This window comes from Sphaerisporangium sp. B11E5 (genome assembly GCF_039871875.1).
In the GTDB taxonomy this organism is placed as follows: domain Bacteria; phylum Actinomycetota; class Actinomycetes; order Streptosporangiales; family Streptosporangiaceae; genus Sphaerisporangium.
Genome location: NZ_JBDPMD010000026.1, coordinates 25181 through 47994 on the forward strand (window position 1 = coordinate 25181; position 22814 = coordinate 47994).

The 22814-nt window shown below is 72.1% G+C and carries 17 protein-coding genes; 10 read left to right on the top strand and 7 right to left on the bottom strand.

Annotated features, from left to right (window positions below):
- The first annotated feature begins 558 nt into the window (after window positions 1-558).
- From ABGB17_RS22525 to ABGB17_RS22540, 4 genes are read left to right on the top strand one after another with little or no spacing between them, the layout of a single operon-like run.
- Entirely contained in the window at window positions 559-1542 is a 984-nt protein-coding gene (locus tag ABGB17_RS22525; protein WP_347632639.1) for an ABC transporter permease, read from the top strand.
- A gap of 4 nt (window positions 1543-1546) precedes the next feature.
- On the top strand, window positions 1547-2452 hold the full coding sequence (locus tag ABGB17_RS22530) for an ABC transporter permease (RefSeq protein ID WP_347632793.1): 906 nt from the start codon (window positions 1547-1549) through the stop codon (window positions 2450-2452).
- A gap of 26 nt (window positions 2453-2478) precedes the next feature.
- Entirely contained in the window at window positions 2479-4632 is a 2154-nt protein-coding gene (locus ABGB17_RS22535; protein ID WP_347632795.1) for an ABC transporter ATP-binding protein, read from the top strand.
- Window positions 4633-4645: 13 nt separating this feature from the next.
- Window positions 4646-6388, top strand: a complete 1743-nt coding sequence (locus ABGB17_RS22540; protein ID WP_347632641.1) for an ABC transporter family substrate-binding protein — start codon at window positions 4646-4648, stop codon at window positions 6386-6388.
- 50 nt (window positions 6389-6438) lie between these two features.
- Here the strand turns inward: ABGB17_RS22540 and ABGB17_RS22545 are convergent, their stop codons facing one another.
- Both ABGB17_RS22545 and ABGB17_RS22550 read right to left on the bottom strand, forming a co-directional pair.
- Window positions 6439-8082 carry a hypothetical protein gene (locus ABGB17_RS22545; RefSeq protein ID WP_347632797.1) on the bottom strand — a complete coding sequence of 548 codons (1644 nt, stop codon included), beginning with the start codon at window positions 8080-8082 and terminating at the stop codon, window positions 6439-6441.
- A gap of 283 nt (window positions 8083-8365) precedes the next feature.
- On the bottom strand, window positions 8366-8632 hold the full coding sequence (locus ABGB17_RS22550) for a hypothetical protein (RefSeq protein WP_347632643.1): 267 nt from the start codon (window positions 8630-8632) through the stop codon (window positions 8366-8368).
- 480 nt (window positions 8633-9112) lie between these two features.
- Between ABGB17_RS22550 and ABGB17_RS22555 the strand changes: the two genes are divergently transcribed.
- From ABGB17_RS22555 to ABGB17_RS22565, 3 genes are all read left to right on the top strand, one after another.
- On the top strand, window positions 9113-11212 hold the full coding sequence (locus ABGB17_RS22555; RefSeq protein ID WP_347632645.1) for a SpoIIE family protein phosphatase: 2100 nt from the start codon (window positions 9113-9115) through the stop codon (window positions 11210-11212).
- A gap of 238 nt (window positions 11213-11450) precedes the next feature.
- The gene (locus tag ABGB17_RS22560) at window positions 11451-13205 is read left to right on the top strand and encodes an RNA polymerase sigma factor (RefSeq protein ID WP_347632647.1); all 1755 of its coding nucleotides are present in this window, start codon (window positions 11451-11453) and stop codon (window positions 13203-13205) included.
- 445 nt (window positions 13206-13650) lie between these two features.
- Window positions 13651-14544, top strand: a complete 894-nt coding sequence (locus ABGB17_RS22565) for a hypothetical protein (protein ID WP_347632649.1) — start codon at window positions 13651-13653, stop codon at window positions 14542-14544.
- Here the strand turns inward: ABGB17_RS22565 and yaaA are convergent.
- Together yaaA and ABGB17_RS22575 are read right to left on the bottom strand one after the other, a co-directional pair.
- The gene (gene yaaA, locus ABGB17_RS22570) at window positions 14534-15298 is read right to left on the bottom strand and encodes a peroxide stress protein YaaA (protein ID WP_347632651.1); all 765 of its coding nucleotides are present in this window, start codon (window positions 15296-15298) and stop codon (window positions 14534-14536) included. The two genes, ABGB17_RS22565 and yaaA, sit on opposite strands and share 11 nt — an antisense overlap.
- A 185-nt stretch (window positions 15299-15483) precedes the next feature.
- Entirely contained in the window at window positions 15484-15714 is a 231-nt protein-coding gene (locus tag ABGB17_RS22575) for a hypothetical protein (RefSeq protein WP_347632653.1), read from the bottom strand.
- Between the two features lie 243 nt (window positions 15715-15957).
- On the opposite strand from ABGB17_RS22575, the gene ABGB17_RS22580 reads away from it, so the two are divergent.
- Complete coding sequence (locus ABGB17_RS22580; protein WP_347632656.1) at window positions 15958-18030, top strand: DNA topoisomerase IV subunit B; 2073 nt, start codon at window positions 15958-15960, stop codon at window positions 18028-18030.
- A 33-nt stretch (window positions 18031-18063) separates the two neighbouring features.
- On the opposite strand, the gene ABGB17_RS22585 is transcribed toward ABGB17_RS22580, so the two are convergent.
- Window positions 18064-18564, bottom strand: coding sequence for a carbonic anhydrase (locus ABGB17_RS22585; RefSeq protein WP_347632658.1), 501 nt, complete (start codon window positions 18562-18564; stop codon window positions 18064-18066).
- Window positions 18565-18688: 124 nt separating this feature from the next.
- Between ABGB17_RS22585 and ABGB17_RS22590 the strand changes: the two genes are divergently transcribed.
- On the top strand, window positions 18689-19036 hold the full coding sequence (locus tag ABGB17_RS22590; RefSeq protein ID WP_347632660.1) for a hypothetical protein: 348 nt from the start codon (window positions 18689-18691) through the stop codon (window positions 19034-19036).
- Here the strand turns inward: ABGB17_RS22590 and ABGB17_RS22595 are convergent, their stop codons facing one another.
- Window positions 19037-19618 (bottom strand): thioredoxin family protein, encoded by a 582-nt coding sequence (locus tag ABGB17_RS22595; RefSeq protein ID WP_347632662.1) that lies wholly within the window; start codon window positions 19616-19618, stop codon window positions 19037-19039.
- Window positions 19619-19729: 111 nt separating this feature from the next.
- On the opposite strand from ABGB17_RS22595, the gene ABGB17_RS22600 reads away from it, so the two are divergent.
- The gene (locus ABGB17_RS22600; RefSeq protein ID WP_347632664.1) at window positions 19730-20098 is read left to right on the top strand and encodes a VOC family protein; all 369 of its coding nucleotides are present in this window, start codon (window positions 19730-19732) and stop codon (window positions 20096-20098) included.
- Between the two features lie 87 nt (window positions 20099-20185).
- Here the strand turns inward: ABGB17_RS22600 and ABGB17_RS22605 are convergent, their stop codons facing one another.
- Window positions 20186-22687 carry a DNA topoisomerase IV subunit A gene (locus ABGB17_RS22605; protein WP_347632666.1) on the bottom strand — a complete coding sequence of 834 codons (2502 nt, stop codon included), beginning with the start codon at window positions 22685-22687 and terminating at the stop codon, window positions 20186-20188.
- Window positions 22688-22814: the final 127 nt, after the last annotated feature.

Below are 22814 nucleotides of genomic sequence, written 5' to 3' on the forward strand. Positions count from 1 at the left end.
GCCGGGGCCGGCGGACGCTGACCCGCGCCGCCGTGGCCGGGGGCCGGCGGACGCTGACCCGCGCCGCCGTGGCCGGGGGCCGGCGGACGCTGACCCGCGCCGCCGTAGCCGGGGGCCGGCGGACGCTGACCCGCGCCGCCGTGGCCGGCGGCCGGCGGACCCTGACCCACGCCGTGGCCGGGCCCGGCGGACCCTGATTCACGCCGCCGTGGCCGGGGCCGGTGGACGCTGATCCGCGCCGCCGTGGCGGAGCCGGCGGACGCTGATCCATGCCGCTGTGGCGGAGCCGGCCGACGTTGACCCGTGCCGCCGCGGGCGGGGTGACGGGCGGTCGACCTCCGGCCCTCGGGCCGGGGCGGCTCGCGGCTGAGCCGCGTGGACGGGCGTAATCCCGGGATCGGCGCCGACACCGGGGCCGTTGACGACTATCTTGTCACCAGACGGTTACAGCATGTAGCAGTATGTGCACGGAGGGACGCGGGAAGGCCCTCGCGGTGCGCGATCCAGCCCGGGACAGGGCGAACGACAGGTGAGAAGACAGGCGGCGGAAGGGGGGCGATGGCAGGGTTCCTGCTCCGCCGGACGGTCGGCTACCTCGTGCTGATCGCGGTCGCCACCAGCCTCGCCTACCTGCTGGCGGCCACGGCGCTCGACCCCCGCTCCAACTACGAGGGGCGCAACCCGCCCCCGCCCCCCGCCGTGGTGGACGCCCGGCTCTCCATGTACAACCTCAACGACCGCACCCCCCTGCACGAGCGCTACGTGCGCTGGGCCGCCGGCGTGCTGCGCGGCGACTTCGGCCGCACCTGGAACGGCGACCAGGTCGGCGCCGAGATCGCCCGCCGGGCCGGGGTCACGTTGCGGCTGGTGCTGGCCGGGGTGGTCCTCGGCGGCGTGGCCGGGGTGCTCGCCGGGGCCGCCGCCGCCGTCCGGCAGTACGGCTGGTTCGACCGCCTGTCGTCGGTCGGGGCGTTCGCCGTGCTCGCCGTGCCGACCGTCGTGCTGGCCAACACGCTGATCCTCGGCGCCATCTGGGTCAACGACCACATCGGCGCCCAGCTCTTCATGGTCAGCGGCGAGGCCACCCCCGGCCTCTCCGGCGGCACGTGGACCTGGCTGGCCGACCGCGTCAAGCATCTGATCCTGCCCACCGTCTCGCTCGCGGTGGGCCAGATCGCCGTCTACAGCCGCTACCAGCGCAACATGATGCTCGACGTGCTGGACGCCGACTTCGTCCGCACCGCGATGGCCAAGGGCCTGCGCAGGCGCACCGCGCTGCTGCGCCACGCCCTGCGCACCGCGCTCATCCCCGCCGTCACCTACTTCGCGTTCACGTTCGGCTCCCTGCTGGTGGGTGCCACGATCACCGAGTCGGTGTTCGGCTGGCACGGCCTCGGCGAGGAGCTGGTCGCGTCGGTGCGCGGCAACGACGTCAACACCGTCGCGGCCATCAGTTGCTTCGCGGCGTTCGCCGTCCTGGTCGCGTCGCTGGCCTCCGACGTGCTGCACGCCGTCCTGGACCCGAGGGTGCGGGTGTCCTGACATGATCACGCTTGCTGAGGAGGAGTTCGCCGAGGCCGGGGCGGACGCCGCGCGCACCCGCACCCCCACCCGGCTGCGGGTGGTGGCCCGTCAGTTCCTGAGGGCGCGGCGCGGGCGCGTCGGCGCGGGGCTGCTGCTGTCGATGTTCCTGCTGGCGTTCGCGGGTCCGCTGGTGTCCCCGTGGGGGCCGGCGGAGCTGGACTTCCAGGCGTTCCTGCAGCCGCCGTCCACCCGCCACTGGTTCGGCACCACGCAGACCGGGGCGGACGTCTACGTGCTCACCATGCGGGGGGCGCAGAAGTCGCTGACCGTCGGCCTGCTGGTCGCGGTGTTGTCCACCGGCTTCGCCGCGGTGGCGGGGTCGTTCGCGGGTTACTTCCTCGGCTGGACCGACCGCACGGTGATGTGGGCGACCGACCTGCTGCTGGTGCTGCCGGCGTTCCTGATCCTCGCCATCATGTCCCCGCTGTTCACCGGGGGGCGCTGGATGCTCTTCGCCATCATGCTGGCGCTTTTCCTGTGGATGGTCACGTCCAAGATCGTCCGCGGCATGACCAAATCGATCAAGGAGCGCGAGTACATCAGAGCGGCTCGTTACATGGGGGTCAGCCCGCCGGCGATCATCTTCAGGCACGTCATACCGAACCTCGGCTCGCTGCTGGTGGTGGACGCCACGCTCAACGTCAGCGCGGCCATCCTCACCGAGACGAGCCTGTCGTACTTCGGGTTCGGCATCCAGCCGCCCGACGTCTCCCTCGGTGGCCTCATCGCCGACGGCGCCAAGACGGCCATGTACGCCCCGTGGACGTTCTGGTTCGCCGCCGGGGTGCTGGTGGTCACCGTGCTCGCGGTCAACCTCATCGGCGACGCGCTGCGCGACGCGCTCGACCCCGCCGGGTGTGCCAGGTGACCGGCGTCAGCGGCACCCGGGCCGCCATGGCGGGCCACCCCGAGCCGTGCGCCGAGGGCGCCGCGCCGGTGCTGGAGGTCAGCGATCTGTCGGTGCGGTTCGGCGGCGTCACCGTGGTGCGCGGCCTCGGCTTCACCCTGCAGGCCGGCGAGGTGCTCGGCGTGGTGGGGGAGTCGGGGGCCGGCAAGTCGGCCGCCGCGCTCGCCGTGATGGGCCTCCTGCCCCGGCAGGCGCGGGTGAGCGGGTCGGTGCGGCTGCACGGCACCGAGCTGGTCGGCGTGCCGGACAAGCACCTCGCGGCGTTCCGCGGCCGGGCCATCTCCATGGTCTTCCAGGACCCCCTGTCCGCGCTCACCCCCGTCTACCGCGTCGGCGACCAGATCGCCGAGGCCGTGCGCGTGCACCAGCCGGTGAGCAGGCGCGCGGCGGCCGAGCGGGCCGTCGAGCTGCTCGACCTCGTGGGCATTCCCGACCCCCGCCGCCGCGCCAGGGCGTTCCCCCACGAGTTCTCCGGCGGCATGCGGCAGCGCGCCGTGATCGCCATGGCCATCGCCAACGACCCGGACGTCATCATCTGCGACGAGCCGACCACCGCCCTCGACGTCACCATCCAGGCACAGGTCATCGAGCTGCTCAAGCGCGCCAGAGCCGAGACCGGCGCCGCCATCGTGCTCATCTCCCACGACCTGGGCGTGGTCGCGGGCCTGGCCGACCGCGTCCTCGTCATGTACGCCGGCCGCGCCGTGGAGGTCGGCCCGGCCCGCGAGGTGTACGAACGCCCCCGCATGCCCTACACCATCGGCCTCCTCGGCTCCGTCCCCCGGGTGGACGCCGGCCGCGAACTTCCCCTGACCCCGATCGAGGGCGGCCCGCCGTCCCCCGCCGCCCTTCCCCCGGGCTGCCCCTTCGAGCCCCGCTGCCCCGCCCGCGTCCCCGGCTGCCGCGACGCCGAGCCGCCGCTGCGCGAACTCGCGCCGCGCCACCGCGCGGCGTGCGTACGCGCCGGCGACCTCTCGCCGGCCGAGCTCACGCCCGGCCGCGGTGCGGCGTGCGCGGGGGCCGGCGAGCCGTCGTCCTCCTCGTCCGTCCCGGACGCCGGGAGCCGGGCGCCGCGGGCGGTCCGGCCGGTGGTGCTGAAGGTCGAGGGGCTGGTGAAGCACCATCCGCTGGTGCGGGGGACGGTGTTGCGGCGCCGGACGGGCACGGTGCACGCGGTGGACGGGGTCGGGTTCGACATCCGTGAGGGGGAGACGCTCGGTCTGGTGGGGGAGTCGGGGTGCGGCAAGACCACGACCCTCATGCAGATCCTTGAGCTCACCGCGCCGCAGGAGGGACGGGTCACTGTGTTCGGCAGGGACGCGGCCACGCTGACCCCCCGTGAGCGCATGTCCGTGCGGGCCCGCATGCAGGTGGTCTTCCAGGACCCGCTGGCGTCCCTGGACCCCCGCATGACCGTGCACGACATCGTGGCCGAGCCCTTGGTCACCCACGGCCGCGGCGACGTCGCGGGGCGGGTGCGGCGGTTGTTGCGGCTGGTCGGGCTGGACCCCGCGGACGCCGCCCGGTACCCCCGCCACTTCTCCGGCGGCCAGCGCCAGCGCGTCGCCATCGCGCGGGCCCTCGCCCTGGAGCCGCGGCTGGTGGTGCTGGACGAGCCGGTGTCGGCGCTGGACGTCTCCGTGCGGGCCGGGGTGATCAACCTGCTGGAGTCGCTGCGCGACCGGCTCGGGTTGTCCTACCTGTTCGTCGCGCACGACCTCGCCGTGGTGCGGCACATCGCCGACCGGGTGGCCGTCATGTACATGGGCCGCATCGCCGAGATCGGCCCGGTCGAGCACGTGTACGGCGCCCCTGCGCACCCGTACACCGAGGCCCTGCTGTCGGCCGTGCCGATCCCCGACCCCCGCAAGGAGCGGGAGCGGCGCAGGATCCTGCTGGAGGGCGAGGTGCCGAGCCCGGCGCGGCCCCCCTCCGGCTGCCGGTTCCGCGGCCGCTGCCCGACCTACAAGATCCTCCCGGAGTCCCTGCGCGCGCGCTGCGCCGAGGAGCGGCCCGAGATCCGCCCCGTCGGGGTGGACGACGAGCACGGGGCGGCCTGCCATTACCCCGGATCGCCCGCGAACTCCCGCCCCGGGCCGATCACCCCGGACCCCCCGGGCACCACTGGCCCGGGCCGATGAACGTGGAGGAATCGTGACAACAACCCGGAGGTCGGCGCCCGGCGTCCCCCGGTGGGCACGCCGGGCCGCGGCGGCGCTCGCGCTCGCCGCCGCCCTGCCGCTCGGCCCGGCCGCCTGCGGCGACGGCGAGCGGGGGGAGGGGCGGCCGGCGGGGGCCGCGCGGCAGGCGATCAAGGCGTACGACATCAACCCGGTGCCGCGGGCCCGCGTGCGCGACGGCGGCACCCTGCAGTGGGGGCTCACCGAGTTCCCGACCCAGTGGAACCTCAACCACGTGGACGGCAACCTCGCCGAGGTCAAGAAGGTCGTCGACGCGCTGATGCCCGCCGCGTTCCGCGCCGACGAGAAGGCCGCGCCGTCGCCCAACACCGCCTACGTCACCGACGCGCGGGTGACCGCCACCAGCCCCCGCCAGGTGGTGACGTACACGCTCAACCCCAAGGCCCGGTGGTCGGACGGCACGCCCATCACCTGGCAGGACTACCACGCCCAGTGGAAGGCCATGAGCGGCGCGAACCCCGACTTCCACGTGGCCTCGACCACCGGCTACCAGGACATCGCCTCGGTGGCCCGGGGTGAGGGCCGGCACGAGGTGGAGGTGACGTTCCAGACGCCGTTCTCCGAGTGGCAGTCGCTGTTCTGGCCGCTGTACCCCCGGTCGGCCAACGCCACCCCCCAGGCGTTCAACACGGGCTGGCTGAACCAGATCCCCGTCACCGCGGGGCCGTTCCGCTTCGCGGCGTTCGACCAGACGGCCAAGACCATCACGATCGTCCGCGACGAGCGGTGGTGGGGCGACCGCGCCAAGCTCGACAAGATCATTTTCCGGGCGCTGGACGGCGACGCGCTGGTGGGGGCGTTCACCAACGGCGAGCTGGACGTCTTCGACATCGGCCCCTCCGCGCCCGACTACGCGCGGGCCAGGGGCGCCAAGGGGGCGGTGATCCGGCAGGCCGCCGGCCCCGACTTCCGGCACTTCACCTTCAACGGCGAGAGCCCGGCCCTGTCGGACGTCCGGGTCCGCCAGGCCATCGCGCTCGGCCTGGACCGCGACGCCATCACCCGGTCCGATCTGCAGGGCCTCGGGTGGAAGGGGGCGCTGCTCGGCAACCACTTCTTCATGAACACCCAGGAGGGCTACCAGGACAACTCCGGCGGTCTCGGGGCGTACGACCCGGCGCGGGCGGAGCGCTTGCTGGACGAGGCGGGCTGGCGGCGGGCGAGCCCCACGCGGCGGCGGGGCGGGCAGGAGCTGACCGTGCGGTTCGTGGTGCCGGCCGGGCTCCAGCTCAGCAAGGCCGAAGGGGAGCTGACGCGGGCCATGCTCGAACGCATCGGGGTGAAGGTCACGATCCAGGCGGTGCCGGGGGACGACTTCTTCGGCAAGTACATCATCCCCGGCAACTTCGACATCGCGCCGTTCTCCTACATCGGCACGCCGTTCCCGATCTCCAGCAGCTACGCCACGTACGCGGGCGCCGTGAAGGGCTCCGACGGCAAGCCCCGCTGGAACGCCAACTTCGGCCGCTCGGGCAGCGCCGAGATCGACGCGGCGATGCGCCGGGCGTCGTCCTTCCTGGACCCCGAGCGCGCCCGCGCCGAGGCCAACGAGGCGGACCGCATGGTCTGGCGCGAGGTCAACGTCCTGCCGCTGTACCAGCGCCCGCAGAACTGGGGTGTCAAGGCGTCCCTCGCCAACATCGGCGCCCCCGGCTTCTACACCCTCCGCTACGCCGACATCGGCTTCACCGCCTGACCGCCGCACGGGCGGCGCCGGATTCGCCGCACGGGTGTGGAAGGAGGGGCTCAGTCCGGCGGTTCGTCCGGGATGTCGGCGATGTCGTCCAGGGCGGCGGCGAGCTCGTCGGGGTGGTCGCCGATGCGCTCGGCGATCTCCATGAGCACGTGGAGGACGTCGTGGCGGTCGTGGCCGAGGTCGAGCAGGCGCTGGGCGGCCTCCCACATCTGTTCGGGGTCGCCGTCCCACAGCCGGGTCGCGATCTCCTCGTGCCAGGCCAGGTGCTCGGCGAAGTCGGGCCGGTCGCGGTCGGCGATGTGGTCGATCTCCAGCAGCACCCGCCGGTCGGCGTCCTCGGACGGGTGCAGCGTCTCCAGGTCGATGTCGCCGTGCGTGCCTTCGAGGAACGGGAACGCGAAGGCGCGGCGCGGCAGGGCCGACAGGTCGCCGTCCGGCAGCAGGCGGCGCACCAGGGAGCGGTCCAGGCCGAACGTCGTCGGGTCGCGGTAGGCCTCGGTGAAGCGCCCCGCGGCCTCCCAGACGGCGTCCAGCGTGGCCTTGAGGCCCTCGTCGGGCAGGCCGGTGCGCGGCGCCGCGAAGCGCACCCACGACAGCAGGACGTGCGGCATGGCCTCCTGCTCGGCCGGGTCGAGCAGCACCTTGCGCGGCAGCCAGTCCAGCAGGAACGTCTCGCACTTGGTGGGGCTGACCCGCAGTGGGCGGTTGAAGTCCTGGTCGCAGCCGTAGTCGATGATGTGGTCGGCGCACCGCGACGCCGCCGAGGGGTCCGACAGGTGCTCGGCGGCGTCCGAGGCCAGGAACTCGGCCGCGAGCATGGCCCGCCGGTCCCTGCTGTAGGGCGCCTCGCTGAACAGCGGGGCCGGCCGCTTGCGTCCCGGCGGCAGCGCCTTGATGCGGGCACGCGCGAACGCGTGGAAGGCGCTGTAGCCCTCGCTGACGAGCTTCGGCGACTTGCGGCCGAGGGACTCCGCGGTGGCCTTCATGGCGAACTCCAGCAGCGCCCTGGCCTGCTGGGGCTCCAGCTCCTCGAAGCGCAGCATGGGGTTGCCCGCGGCCTCGGCGTCCGCCCGCACCAGCAGCTCGTCCACCTGGGAGGAGACCCACGCGTCGCGGGCCATGCCGCGCATGTTGTAGTCGACGACCACCACCAGCGCGTGCGGCTCCTCCGGCGGGGCCTGCGCGGGGGTGTCGGGCTCGGGCCGGGCGGCAGGGACGTCCGGCTGCTGCTCGGTGCTCCCGGCGCCGGCCCGGCCGGTCGCCGCCTCGGCGGCGACCCGGGCGTGCGCGGAGGCCGCGGTGCCGGGGACGCCCGTGCGGTAGGCGAAGGTGCACACCACGGTGTCCTGGTCGCCGTAGGCGTCGCGGGAGACGTAGCAGCCGCGGGGCTTGACGGCGCCGACCCGCTCGGCCCAGCGGGGACGCGCGACGTCCGACTCCATCAGGGCCAGCGCGGCGCCCTCGGCCTTGGCGGCCTGGCGGGAGGTGCCGAGGTAGGCGATGGCGATCAGCAGGGTGAGCGCGGCGGGGGTGCCGGCCTTGGCGGCGTACTCGACCAGGCCCTCGCCGAGGAACTCCTCGACGTCCCCGCGGCGCAGCCGGCGCCCCCACCACGCGCCGAGCATGTCGGAGACCATCAGCTCGGCGTCCAGCGGAGTGCGCACGGCGAGAAGCTCGCGTGCCGCCAGGAGCATCTCGGCGAACACGTCGTCCGGCGGGCGGGTCCCCCTGGGGGCGCGTCGTCGTCGGCGGCTCACGCTCCTTACCTTCTCGCATTCTCCGGCCGGACGTCGCGCGGAACGCCGCCCGGTGACCCCGCTGTTACCAGGAAATTTTGACCTTCCTCCCAGCGGGCCGGTCATCTCCGCCGGTCATGGCCCTGTGGGGCTATTCGGTCATGACCCAGGTAGATGATCCGGTTATGACCCATGTGCGTGATCTGGGTCATGTGTTATGGATCGGGCGAGGCGTGCCGGATCAGCGCCGCATGCCCGGAGCGTCGAGCAGCGGGGCGGACCAGGCCAGCGCGAGCAGCCGCTCCCGGGCGAGGCGCTCCACGACGGCGGTGGTGGCGTCCACGCCGAGATGGGCGGCGCAGGCCGACACGTCGCGCACGCACCTGCCGATGGTCTCCACGGGCACGCCGAGGAACTCGCCCGAGAGCCGGGCGACGACGGGCTCGGGGGGCGCGGCGGGGCGCGGATCGATGGTTCCCCTGGACGGACGCAGTGCGAGAGCAGGCATGATAGGCGTTCGCAATCTCCCGTTGGGCGGGGGCGTGCTCACCCCCTGGCCAGTGCTCTGAGGGGACGTGCGTATCCAATTCCATCCTGTCTCGCCGAGGTGTCAACCCCTTGTCCCGTAAGGGTTAGGGGTACTCAGGCACCTCGCGGCCGAACCTGTGGGAAGCTGGGTCCGGGCGCGTCCGGCTGCGGTCCGGCGGCGCCGTGCCGCGGGGGCGGATCCCGCGGCGGCGGAGCGCGGAGGGAGGGGTTTCGCCGATCCGCCGAAGACCGTGCGGAGCTCGGGGCCGATGACGAGAAAGTCGGCCGATCTTGCTGCACACGGCGGCGGCTTTTTGACAGGATGCGTTGACCGCATCGCGGCCGGGGCTTCCGTCCGCGCGTGCGCATCGCCGATGATGTAGTGCAGTTCCGCGCTACCAATCACAGTTATGGAGATGTGCCTCGTGGGAGACCCTGGCACGCGACGGAGGTGCCGACCATGAGCGCCGAAACCTCCGTGCCCCGTCCCCGGGAGTCGGGTGTGGACATCTCAGACCCCGCCCTGTTCGAGGGCTTGCTGGCCGAGGCCCCGTTCGCCTTCGCGTTCTTCGACACCGGCGGAAGGTTCACCCGGGTCAACCAGAGCTTCGCCGACATCGGCGGGTTGCCCGCCGGCGATCTGGTGGGCCGCGCCGCGGCCGAGGTCCTCTCCGGCGACATCGCCTCTCTCATCGACACCGCGCTCCACCGCGTCCTCGAGGAGCACCGCGCCGTCGCCAACGGCGACCAGCGCCTGCGCACCGCGTCCGCCACCGGCGGCATCCGCCACTGGGTCCTGTCGTTCTACCCCATCCACGGCGACAAGGGCTCCCTCGCCGGCGTCGCGCTGTTCGGCGTGGACGTCACCGAGCGCCAGCTCACCGAGGAGGAGCTGCGCCGCAGCGAGGAGCGCTACCGCTCGCTGGTCGAGTCCCAGCAGCAGCTCGTGTGGATCACCGCGCCGTCCGGCGCCGTGATCGAGGACGCCCCGCAGTGGCGGGCGATCACCGGCCAGAGCCTGGAGGAGTACCTCGCGTACGGCTGGCTGGAGGCCGTGCACCCCGACGACCGCCCGGCCGCCGAGGAGGCGTGGCGCGAGGCCCTGCGCGGCCGCACGATGTTCGAGTGGAGCTACCGGGTGCGCACCCGGGCCAGCGGGTACCGCCACTTCGAGGTGCGGGCCGTGCCGATCATCCGGCACGGCCGCGTCGTCGAGTGGGTCGGCGCCAACAGCGACGTCACGCCGCAGCGCGAGGCCGAGGAGATGCGCGGCCGCCTCACCGACCAGCTCGGCGCCGCCGCGCTGCGCACGGCACGGCTCCAGGGCGCCACGGCCATGCTGGCCGAGGCGCTCACCGTCGAGCAGGTCGTCCAGGTGATCATCGACGTGGGCCGCACGGCGCTCGCCGCCGACCGGTCCGCCGTGGCGCTGCTGGACACCGAGCGCGCCGTGCTCAAGCTCACCAACAGCGGCGGCCTGCCCGACATTCCCGGCGCGCCGGGCGAGGAGATCCCGCTCACGCAGGCCAGCGTCATGACCATGGCCGTGAACAGCAGGCGGCCGGTGTTCGCCGAGTCCCCGGAGAGCCTGCGCGCCCAGCTCGTGGAGGCGGGCGCGGACGAGGCCACGATCGCGGGGTTCCTGGAGCACAGCGACGAGCGGTCCTGGGTGGGGCTGCCGCTGCTGGCGGCGGGCCGGGCGCTCGGCGCGCTCAGGTTCGCCCACACCCGCCCGCAGAAGATCTCGCAGGAGGACGGCGTCTTCCTGGAGGCGCTCGCGGGGCAGTGCGCGCTCGCCGTGGAGCGGGCCACGTTGTTCGAGCGCGAGCACCGCACCGCCGAGACGCTCCAGCGCAGCCTGCTGCCCGAGCGGCTCCCGGTGATCCCGGGGGTGATCCTCGCGCAGCGGTTCCGGTCCGGCAGCAGGCACGTCCAGGTCGGCGGCGACTGGTACGACGCGTTCGTGCTGGAGGACTCCCGGGTGGCCGCGGTGGTCGGCGACGTCATGGGCAAGGGCGTCAAGGCCGCCGCGGGCATGGGCCGCATCCGCAACGCGATGCGGGCCCTCGCGCTGACCAACCCGCCGCCCGCGGCCGTGCTGACCGGCCTGGACCGGGTGTTCGGCGCCACCGAGGAGGAAGAGCAGGTCACCACCCTGGCCTACATGGTGGTGGAGCCCGGCAGCGGGGACGGCATGCTGGCCCTCGCCGGGCACCCGCCGCCCCTGCTGGTGTCGCCCCAGGGCACGGCGGTGTTGTCGGAGGGCGAGCCCGGCACGCCGCTCGGCTGGCCGACCACCCGCAAGCAGTTCAAGTTCTCCGTGCCGCCGGGTCACACCGCGGTGCTCTACTCCGACGGCTTGGTCGAGAACCGCAAGCGCGGCCTGGACGCCGGACTGGCAGAACTTTGTTCTGTCGTGGGGGAGGCGCCCCCTGAAGTCCTAGGAAATCCGCACATGTTGCTTGACTTCCTGGTGGATCGCATGCTGGCGGGGTATGAGCAGGACGATGACGTCACGGTGCTCGCCGTCCACGTGCCGGCCGCCACAAAGAGTGACTGAATGAATCAGTCATAAGGGTTGCTTTCGGGTATCGGTGACCCGCTTCCGTACGCACTACTGTTCCGGTCGGCCTAGGGTGGAGGGGCAACCGCCGTGAGGCGGCCGTAAGGACTGCGGGGTCATGCCACAATGCTGGGCAGGTACGTCGCGGTTCGCACGGCCCACCACCGAAAAGAAGCAAACGCCCCTAGCGGGTACCTGGGTCCATTCTCACCATGCGTTCGTTCGAGAGGTGTTCGTGTCGCCTGCAAGTTCGACTCGCTCGAAGCCGTCGTCTGAGCTGAACGAGCCCGTCATTCAGCGGCTGATCGAGCGTGGGCGCTCGCAGGGTTTCCTCGAGTCCGAGGATGTCCGTAAGGCCTTCGAGGAGGCGGACATCCCGATGTCGCACGCCGCTGGGTTCCTGCGGAACCTCAGCAAAGAGGGTGTGACCGTCGTGGTGACCGCCGCGGACTCGGCGGCGCCCAAGAGGTCTCGTGGCCCGGCCAAGCGTCGCACCGCCGCCCCCGTCAAGAAGACCAAGTCCGCCACTGCGGCGGCCAAGGAGCAGCCCGATACCGTCACTGCCGTGGTGAGCGGTGCCGGAGGCGAGGCAGCGGCAGCCGGCGACAAGCCGGCCGCCAAGAAGCCGGCGGCGAAGAAGCCCGCGGCCAAGAAGGCCGTCCCGGCGAGCAGCGCCGCCGCGCCCGCCACCGACGCGCCTGCCAAGGTCCCCACCCCTGCCGCCCTCGCCAAGAAGGCCAAGCCGGAGGTCGCCGTGCCCGCGTCGCCATCGCCCAAGATCGAAACCAAGCCGAAGGTCGCCTCTGAGGACGACGAGGATCTCGAGATCGAGGGCGACCTCGAACTCGAGGACTTCGACCTCGACGTCGAGGTGGACGCCGAGTCCGACGCCGAGACCGAGGCCGATCCCGACGCGGAGGCCGAGGTCGAGGGCGAGCCCGACGTCGAGATCGAGGCGGAGGCCGAAGCCGAGGTCGAGGAGTCGAAGGCCGGCCCCGAGACGCAGTCCGACGACGAGGTCCTCATCATCTCCGATGACGACGACGACGCCCCGGTCGCGCAGGTCGCCGCCGCCGGCGCCACCGCCGACCCGGTGAAGGACTACCTCAAGCAGATCGGCAAGGTCCCCCTGCTGAACGCCGAGCAGGAGGTCGAGCTGGCCAAGCGCATCGAGGCCGGCCTGTTCGCCGAGGAGCAGCTGGCCAACGACGGCGAGCGGCTGCCCGTCGACGTGCGCGCCGAGCTGGAGTGGATCGCCGAGGACGGCCGCCGGGCCAAGAACCACCTGCTGGAGGCCAACCTCCGGCTGGTCGTCTCGCTGGCCAAGCGCTACACCGGCCGCGGCATGCTGTTCCTGGACCTCATCCAGGAGGGCAACCTCGGCCTGATCCGCGCGGTGGAGAAGTTCGACTACACCAAGGGCTACAAGTTCTCCACGTACGCCACCTGGTGGATCCGGCAGGCGATCACCCGGGCCATGGCCGACCAGGCGCGCACCATCCGCATCCCGGTCCACATGGTCGAGGTCATCAACAAGCTGGCCAGGGTCCAGCGCCAGATGCTCCAGGACCTCGGGCGCGAGCCCACCCCGGAGGAGCTGGCCCGCGAGCTCGACATGACCCCCGAGAAGGTCGTCGAGGTGCAGAAGTACGGCCGCGAGCCGATCTCCCTGCACACCCCGCTCGGCGAGGAGGGCGACAGCGAGTTCGGCGACCTCATCGAGGACTCCGAGGCCATCGTGCCCGCCGACGCCGTCAGCTTCACCCTGCTCCAGGAGCAGTTGCACTCGGTGCTCGACACGCTGTCCGAGCGCGAGGCGGGCGTGGTCTCCATGCGGTTCGGCCTCACCGACGGCCAGCCGAAGACCCTCGACGAGATCGGCAAGGTCTACGGCGTGACGCGTGAGCGCATCCGGCAGATCGAGTCCAAGACCATGTCGAAGCTGCGCCACCCCTCCCGGTCCCAGGTCCTGCGCGACTACCTGGACTGATCACGATCAGCCGCGTGGCTCCCGTCCGTTCAGGGCGGGAGCCCGGTCGTCTTAGCCCCCGGCTGCCCTCGGGCCGTCCCGGCCGTCTCCGCCCCTGGGCGTCTCTGCTCCCGGCCGTCTCCGCGGCCCGGGCGGCGGCTCGGCGGGGTCGCGATCCGGTGTTCTGGGGTGAAGGTGTGCGGTCAGGGGTCCGCCGGGGCGGGGAGGGATGCCCGGTGGGGCGATACGGCATTCGCGGGCATCGCCGCACGGGTCGCGCGGCCGGGGTGGTGCCCGGAGGCCACGACCGGGCGGTCGCGCCGGGGGGTCTTAACGCGGCCGTAACGTCCCGGTAGCGCCGGGAGTCTTGACGTTTCCTAGGCTCCGCGCCATGGGTGTGATCGAAGTGGATCGGGCTCGTGCTCGGGGGCCACGACTGATCGCAAGCCGTCCGTGGACGGATGCCGTGCTCGACGAGGCGGTGCACGCCCTCGGGCGTGGGCACCTCGAATCCGCTCTTCCCGCTCTCGTCGGTTCCCGGGGGGACCACGAGGTACGCGCGCTGCGTGTCGAGGCGCTGGGAAGGGCCGCCGTGGGTCTCACCGGGGGCATCGAGGCCCTGGTGTCACGAGACCGCGCCAATCCCGATCTGTGGTTGTGGCTCGCCCGCGTCCGCATCGAAGAGGCGTGGCACATCAAACCGGACGTCCGGGCGCGAGCCGTCCAGGCGGACCGCCTGCAGATGTACCAGCGTGCCTTGGAGTCCGCCCGGACGCCGCTGCACACCGCCGCGCGGCTCGTCCCGGACGACCCGGTGCCGTGGATCTCCCTGTTGTGGCTGGCCGTGGGCCTGGAATGGCCGAGGCGGGAACGGGACGAGATCTACGAGGAGGCGCTCGCCCGCGCCCCGCGCCTGTACGCCACGGCCGTCGCCCGCCTGATCAGCCTGTCGCCCGGCTGGGGCGGCACGAGCCAGGAGATGCTGGTGTTCGCCCGCGCCGCCGCCGCCCGCGCGGGCAGCGGCGACCCGATGTCCGCCCTGCTGCCGCTGGCCTACTTCGAGCACATGTCCGGTGAGCGGGTGAGCCGGTCGCGATTATGGGATTCGTTCGAGGTGCAGCGTGAACTGACCGCCGCCTCCGGCCGCTGGCACGACGTGCGCGGCGGACGGCCGCACCCCCGCACCGTGGAGGCGCACAACGCGTTCGGCGCGGCGTTCTACCTGGCCGACATGCGCAGGCCCGCCCGCGGCCACCTGGCCCGCACGGCCGGCCGGTTCAGCACCCTGCCGTGGTCGCATCTCGGCGACCCGGCGAAGGAGTACAGCAAGGCCTGCTCCCGGCTGAACGTCACGTATTGATCACGATGTCCACGGTCCAGGGCTCGCCCGCCCGCGGCGGCGCGCCGAGCTCGGCCGTGTGACCGAGGTCCCTCAGCAGCCCGGCGAGCGCTCTCGGGCTGCGGGGACTCGTCCCCTGTTCGAGAAGTGAGCGCGCGACCGCGCCGCGCGTCGCCTTGGCCATGTGGCTGACCACGGAACGTGTGCCGTCCACCTCGCGAAGCACCCTGATCGTGACCGTGGGTGACGGCGGGCGCCAGGCCGCGGCGTAGGTGGAGGAGCGCAGATCCACGATGAGCCCGCGTTCCGAGCCGAGTGCGTCGGTGAGGAAGGGCCGCCAGTGGGCCGCCAGACCGCCCAGGCGCGGCAGGCGCACGCCCATGGAGAGCCGGTACGGGGGAACCCGGTCCCGCAGGCGCAGCGCGCCCCACAGGCCCGAGAACACGATCACGGAACGGTTGGCGCGCCGGCGGGCGGCGGTGTCCAGGGTGGCGAGGCCCAGATTGTCGTACAGGACCCCGGTGTACAGCCTCGCGGCGGGCAGCGTGGCCGCGGTGCGCAGCTCGCGGTCCACGGCGAGCTCACCGGCCTGGCCGGTGGTGAGCCCGAGCACGGCCAGCGCCTCCTCCCGCGGCCCATGGGCCACGGCGGTGAGCGCGTCGAGGACCTTCTCCCGGGCGGAGGTCAGCGCGGGGAAGCTCAGGGCGTCCAGGTCCAGGGGCCGGCCGTCGCCATCGGCGGCCTTTCCCTCGGACGGCGGCAACAGGATCAGCACGGCGCACGATCCTAGCGCCCGCCCAGGTCAGGGGACCCGGCGAGCCCTAAGCGTCCCGGCGATCCTCCGCGGGGCGCCGGGGGGTCGGCGTCCCGCATGGCACGCGGTGACGTCCAGGAGGGCCTGATGTCACCGCGTTTCGTGTGTGGTTGTGATCTATGGGGTCAGGAGCGGGGAGCCGGTGCTCACCGCTCGTTGCTGGCAGATGTTGCGGGGGTTTCGCTCAAGCGCGCCGACTCGTCCTGGATTTCGGCACCCTTGTCGCGCAGGGCGGCGACGTGCCGTCGCCCGTGGTGGGCGCAGAACAGCAGCTCCCCGCCCATGGGGAGAGACGCGCGGATGTACGCCTGGGCGCCGCACCGGTCGCAGCGGTCCAGGGCGGTCAGCGGCTTGGTGGGGGCGAGTGCTCCAGTCACGTATCGCCTTTCGGGTCACCCCACTGACGTGGGGATTTGGCGTCAGTCACTTGGCACAACATCTAACCCGATACGGACGTTCCCAATCGTGCCCGGGATACGCCGAGAGCAGAATGTGTCGTTAAGTGAGGTGATTCCGTCGCGGGATGACGCAGTACCCCGTAGTGGTGGGACGCTTAGGGGCGGCGTGGCAGCGGAAACGGTAGGCTACGCACACATGTTCGATGTTCAGTGGGAGTGGGAGTGACCGCAGTCAGCGCGGAGACGGGCTACACCGCCCGTCACCTGTCGGTGCTGGAGGGCCTTGAGGCCGTCCGTAAGCGCCCCGGAATGTACATCGGTTCCACTGACAGCCGCGGTCTCATGCACTGCCTCTGGGAGATCGTCGACAACGCCGTGGACGAGGCCCTGGCCGGGTTCTGCACGCGCATCGAGGTGGAGCTGTTCGCCGACGGGTCCATCGAGGTCCGCGACGACGGCCGGGGCATCCCCGTCGACGTCGAGCCCAAGAGCGGCCTCGCCGGTGTCGAGCTCGTCTACACCAAGCTCCACGCGGGCGGCAAGTTCGGCGGCGGCTCCTACACCGCGTCCGGCGGCCTGCACGGCGTCGGCGCCTCGGTGGTCAACGCGCTGTCCTCGCGGCTGGACGTCGAGGTCGACCGCGACGGGCGGATCCACGAGATCAGCTTCCGGCGCGGCGTGCCCGGCGTGTTCGACGGCGACGGGCCCACGGCCCGGTTCAAGAAGAAGTCGGGCCTTCGCGACGGCGGGCCGCTGCGCAGGAAGCGCACCGGCACGCGGGTGCGGTGGTGGGCCGACCGGCAGATCTTCCTGCGCGAGGCCGAGGTCTCGCTGGACGAGATCCACGTCCGCGCCCGGCAGACCGCCTTCCTCGTGCCCGGCCTCACCATCGCGGTGCGCGACGTCCGGGGCGAGGAGGTGCTGGAGGAGGAGTTCCGCTTCGACGGCGGCATCTCCGAGTTCACCGAGTTCCTGGCCCGCGACGAGGCCGTGTGCGACGTCATGCGCCTGCAGGGCTCCGGCCACTTCCACGAGACCGTCCCCGTGCTCGACGACCAGGGCCACATGACCTCCACCGAGGTGGAGCGCGAGCTCACCGTGGACGTCGCGATCCGCTGGGGCAAGGGCTACGAGACGGCCGTCCGGTCGTTCGTCAACGTGATCGCCACCCCCAAGGGCGGCACCCACGTCAGCGGCTTCGAGCGCGCCCTGGTCCGCACGATCAACGAGCAGCTCCGCGAGACGCGGCTGCTCAAGAACGGCGACGACCCGGTCACCAAGGAGGACATCCTGGAGGGGCTCACCGCCGTGGTGACCGTCCGGGTGCCCGAGCCGCAGTTCGAGGGGCAGACCAAGGAGGTCCTCGGCACCTCGGCGGCCAGCCGCATCGTGTCCCACGTGGTGTCCAAGGAGCTCAAGGAGCTGTTCGCCAGCACCAAGCGGGCCCACAAGCTCCAGCTCCGCGCCGTGCTCGAGAAGATCGTCTCGGCGGCCAAGGCCCGCATCGCGGCCCGCGAGCACCGCGACAACCAGCGCCGCAAGAGCGCCCTGGAGAACTCCGCGCTGCCCGCCAAGCTGGTCGACTGCCGCAGCGACGCGGTGGACCGCAGCGAGCTGTTCATCGTCGAGGGCGACTCGGCGCTCGGCACCGCCCGCGCCGCCCGCGACTCGGAGTTCCAGGCGCTGCTTCCCATCCGCGGCAAGATCCTGAACGTCCAGAAGGCGTCGGTCGCCGACATGCTGAAGAACGCCGAGTGCGCCGCGATCATCCAGGTGATCGGCGCGGGCTCGGGCCGGGGCTTCGACATCGAGGCCGCGCGGTACGGCAAGGTCATCCTGATGGCCGACGCCGACGTGGACGGCGCGCACATCCGGTGCCTGCTGCTCACCCTGTTCCACCGCTACATGCGGCCCATGATCGAGGCCGGCCGGGTGTTCGCCGCGGTGCCGCCGCTGCACCGCATCGAGATCACCAACCCCGGCAAGGGCAAGGACAAGTACGTCTACACCTACTCCGACGCCGAGCTGCAGCGCACGCTGCGCGAGCTGGAGCGCCGGGGGCGCCGCTGGAAGGACCCCATCCAGCGGTACAAGGGCCTCGGCGAGATGGACGCCGACCAACTGGCCGAGACCACCATGGAGCCGCGGCACCGCACGCTGCGGCGGGTGCGCATCGAGGACGCCGAGGCGGCCGAGCAGATCTTCAGCCTGCTGATGGGCAGCGACGTCGCGCCGCGCCGCGAGTTCATCGTGAGCAGCGCCGCCGAGGTCGACCGCGAGAGCATCGACGCCTGAGCCGGGGCCCGGGGCCCCGGCTCCGCGCCGCCGTCAGACGTCGACAGGCATGAGCTTGCCGGTGTGCACGTCGTAGATCGCGCCGCCGACGGCCAGCCGTTCGGGCAGGTAGGGGTAGGTGCGGATGCGCACCAGGTCGCGGCGCAGGGCCGCGTCCTGGTCGGGCACGGTGTGGAACTCCAGGCTGCGGGTGTCCATCCCGTACTCGTCGCTGATGAGGCGGTGCACGTCCTCGTCGGTGGACTTCGCCATGCGGCAGTCGGTGTGCGGCATCACCAGCACGCGGTCCACGTTGAGCAGGTAGACGGCGAGCACCAGGGTGCGCAGCACGTCGTCGGTGACCCGGGCCCCGGCGTTGCGGAGGATCTTGGCGTCGCCCGCGGTGAGGCCGAGCAGGCCGAGCGGGTCGATGCGTGAATCCATGCAGGTCACCACGGCGAGGGTACGTGCGGCACGGCCGGTCAGAGAGGAGTTCGAGAAGCTCTGGGCGTACTTCTCATTGGCGGCCAGCAGGTCGTCAAAGGCTCCGGTCATGCCATCAATGTTCCCGGATGCCAGAATCCGTAATAGCAGCGGGTGGGTCCGGAATGATGATTGCAAAGACGCCGCGACCGGGTGTCACTTCACGTGATGATGAGATCACAGGGAGTGCGAGGTCGTGGGAGGCTTCTTCATCGTGGGCATGACCGATTCGCTGGCCGGCTACCTGCGCGGCCGCGCCAGGTGGCGTCTGGACCGCGTGCAGCGCAAGGACGGCGGCTGGAACGCCCGCTGCGCCCTGGCCCTCCTGGACGCCGCCGCCTACGTCCAGTCGCTGCCCGAGGACGACCCGCTGATCCTCGCCCTGGAGGACGCCGGCTGCTTCGGCCCCTACGGCCTCGGCGACTTCGAGCCCGTGGAGCCGGTCGCGAAGCTCATCGACTTCTGGTCCGAGGGCGAGCCCTGGGAGCTTCTCACGGCCATCCCCCCGGTCGCCCGGGGGGATTCCGTGCGCTCGGACCGCTGACTACGCGGGTTCGTTCCCCGGCTTCCACTTGATGCCGCACCCGAGGCTCGGCGCCTGGTCGCCCGGCACCTCCTGCCCCGCCAGCACCGCGTCGATCGCCCGCCGCAGCGACGCCCCCGTCACCGGCACCTGGTTGGACGGCCGCGCGTCGTCGAACTCCCCCCGGTACGCCAGCCGAAGATCGGCGTCGTACAGGAAGAAGTCCGGCGTGCAGGCCGCCCGGTAAGCGTGCGCGACCTCCTGCGACCCGTCCACGAGATAGGGGAACCCGAACCCCGCCCGCGCCGCCTGCTCCGCCAGGTGCGCCGCGCCGTCGTCCGGATACCTCTCCACGTCGTTACTGCAGATCGCGACGGTGGCGACCCGCCCCTCGTAGTCCGCGGCGAGCGCCCCGATCCCCTGCTCGATCCGCCGTACATACGGACAGTGATTGGACAAGAACACCACCAGCGTCGCCGGTGCCCCTTTGAGATCGCCCAGCGTCACCCGCTTCCCATCGATGGAGGGCAGATCGAACTCCGGCGCACCGGACCCCAACGGAACCATGAACGAAGACACAGCCATACGCCCATTGTCCGCCATCCGTTTCACCCGCGCCCCCTGGGCAAGGTGGTCCGGGCAAGCAGAGTCCCGGCAGCACCGGCTCTGTCCAGCCGTCACAACCGTCACTCTCGCAGGAGGGGAGCCCTTCTCATGTCAGCCATCGCGACGATGCGCGCCGTAGTGCTGGACTGCCCCGACCCCAAGGCCCTGGCCCGCTTCTACTCGGCCCTGATCGGCTGGCCCATAACGTATGAGGACGCCGAATGGGTCACTCTCGCCGAAGACGCCGGCGGCTACCGCATCTCATTCCAGCGCGCCGACGACTACCAGCCCCCCGTCTGGCCCAGCTCGACCCACCCCCAGCAGTTCCACCTGGACGTGACCGTGCGGAACCGCACCGAAGCCGGCCGGCAAGTCGAAGCCCTGGGTGCCAGGAAACACCCCCACCAGCCCGGCAAGGACTTCACCGTCTACACCGACCCCGCCGGCCATCCGTTCTGCCTGGTGGAAGCCGACTGACTCCCGATCGAACGGCACGCTCCGCCCCGTGCGGTCCCGGCCGGCCGGCGGGGCCTGTCCGCCCTTCCGGGCGAACAGGCCGGCTGCCTAGTCGGCCTCCTCCATGGGAGGGATGTCGAGCCCGGGGGCCGGGATGAGGGTGGTGCCCAGTGCGCCGCCCAGGGCGGCTACCGGGTGGGGGAGGGGCGTGCCGGAGCCGTCGCGGCGGCCGAGTTCGGCGGGGAGGGGCACGGGCTTGCCGGTGGAGGAGACGGCCTTGGCGGGCGCGGGGCCGGCCCAGGCGAGGATCAGGGCGTCCTCGCCCTTGAGGAAGCGCTGGGCGCGGACACCGCCGGTGGCGCGGCCCTTGGGGGGGAACTCGGCGTAGTCGGCGACCTTGACGCCTCCGGCGCCCGTTCCGGGGAGGGCGTCGGCGGATCCGGCGATGGTGATGACCCGGGACTCCTGCGCGGGGTCGACCACACCGAACCAGATCACCCGGGCGCCGTCCGCGAGGCGGATGCCGGCCATCCCTCCGGCGGGCCGGCCCTGGGGGCGTACCGACGAGGCCGGGAAGCGCAGGAGCTGCGCGTCGGAGGTGACGAACACCAGGTCGTGGTCCTCGGAGGTCAGCTCCACGGCCCCGACGACCGTGTCGCCGGGCTTGAGGCCGATCACCTCGAACTCGTCGCGGTTGACGGGGTACTCGGGCACCACGCGCTTCACGTTGCCCTGCGCCGTGCCGAGCGCCAGCCCGGGGCCGGACGGGTCCAGTGACCCGAGGCCGACCACGGTCTCACCCGCCGACAGCGTGACGTACTCGCTCACCGGATGCCCCCCGGACAACGACGGTGGCGAGCTGGACGGCGGCAGGGCGGGCAGGTCGAGCACCGACACCCGGATCAACCGCCCGGCCGAGGTGAGCACCCCGACCTCCCCCCGGACCGTCGACCGCACCACCGACACCAGGACGTCGTGTGAGGACCGCTCCTCCCCTCCGCCGAGCGGCGACGCGTCGGTGGTGCGGGCCAGCAGGCCGGTGGAGGAGAGCAGCACCAGGCAGGGGTCGTCCGCGACCTCCAGCGGGATGCCGTCCGCGGCGGGCACGGCGTCCGCCTCCAGCAGCACGGTGCGCCGCGGCGTGCCGTACGTCTTGGCGACCTCCTGCAGCTCACCGGAGACCACCTTGCGCAGACGGTCCTCCGAGGCCAGGATCGCGCTCAGCTCGGCGATCTCGCTCCGCAGGGTCTCCCGCTCCTGCTCCAGCTCCAGCCTGTCGTACTTGGTGAGACGGCGCAGCGGCGTGTCGAGGATGTACGCGGCCTGGATCTCCGACAGCTCGAACACCTGCATCAGCCGCGCGCGGGCGTCCGCGGTGTCCTCGGAGGAGCGGATGACCTGGATGACCTCGTCGATGTCGAGCAGCGCGACGATGAGGCCGTCCACCAGGTGGAGCCGGTCCTCCCGCTTGCGCCGCCGGTGGGACGACCGCCGCCGCACCACGTCGATGCGGTGGTCGACGTACACCTGCAGGAGCTCGCGCAGCCCGAGCGTGCGCGGCTGCCCGTCGACCAGGGCGACGTTGTTGATGCCGAACGTCTCCTCCATCGGCGTGAGCCGGTAGAGCTCGGCGAGCACCGCCTCGGGGTGGAAGCCGTTCTTGATCTCGATGACCAGGCGCAGGCCCTTGTGCCGGTCGGTGAGGTCCTTGAGGTCGGAGATGCCGAGCAGCCGCTTGGACGTCACCAGCTCCTTGATCTTGGTGACGACGCGCTCGGGGCCGACGTTGAACGGCAGCTCGGTGACCACGATGCCCTTGCGGCGCGGCGTGACCTGCTCGATCGTGGTCCTGGCCCGCATGCGGAACGTGCCACGCCCGGACTCGTACGCGTCCCGCACACCCGCGAGACCCATGATCATGCCGCCGGTCGGCAGGTCGGGGCCGGGGACGAACCGCATCAGATCGTCCAGCGTGGCCTGGGGGTGGGCGATCAGGTGGCGGGCGGCGGCGATCACCTCGTTGAGGTTGTGCGGCGCCATGTTGGTGGCCATGCCGACCGCGATGCCCGCCGCGCCGTTCACCAGCAGGTTGGGGAAGGCGCTCGGCAGGACCGTCGGCTCGGTCTCCTGGCCGTCGTAGTTGGGCTTGAAGTCGACCGTGTCCTCGTCGATCGACTGCACCATGAGCATGGCCGCCGGGGCCAGCCGCGCCTCGGTGTACCGCATGGCGGCCGGCAGATCGTCCGGGGAGCCGAAGTTGCCGTGCCCGTCGACCAGCGGGAGACGCATGGAGAACGGCTGGGCCATGCGGACCAGCGCGTCGTAGATCGCCGAGTCGCCGTGCGGGTGGAGCTTGCCCATCACGTCGCCGACCACACGCGAGGACTTCACATGTCCCCGGTCGGGCCGCAGGCCCATCTCGCTCATCGAGTACAGGATGCGGCGCTGGACCGGCTTGAGGCCGTCGCGCGCGTCGGGCAGCGCGCGCTGGTAGATCACCGAGTAGGCGTACTCAAGGAAGCTGGTACGCATCTCGGTCGACACGTCGATGTCGACGATCCGTTCCTCGAAGTCCTCGTCCAGCGGGGGTGTGGTAGTCCGTCGGGCCATATCGAACATTGTGCCGAAGAACCGAACCCCTCCGCGACTCGGCGCCGTTTCGCCCCGATACACCCCCCGCCACCCCCACCAGGCCGTCCGCTGCCGCGAAGTTGTCCACAGTCGTGGCCACCCGGAC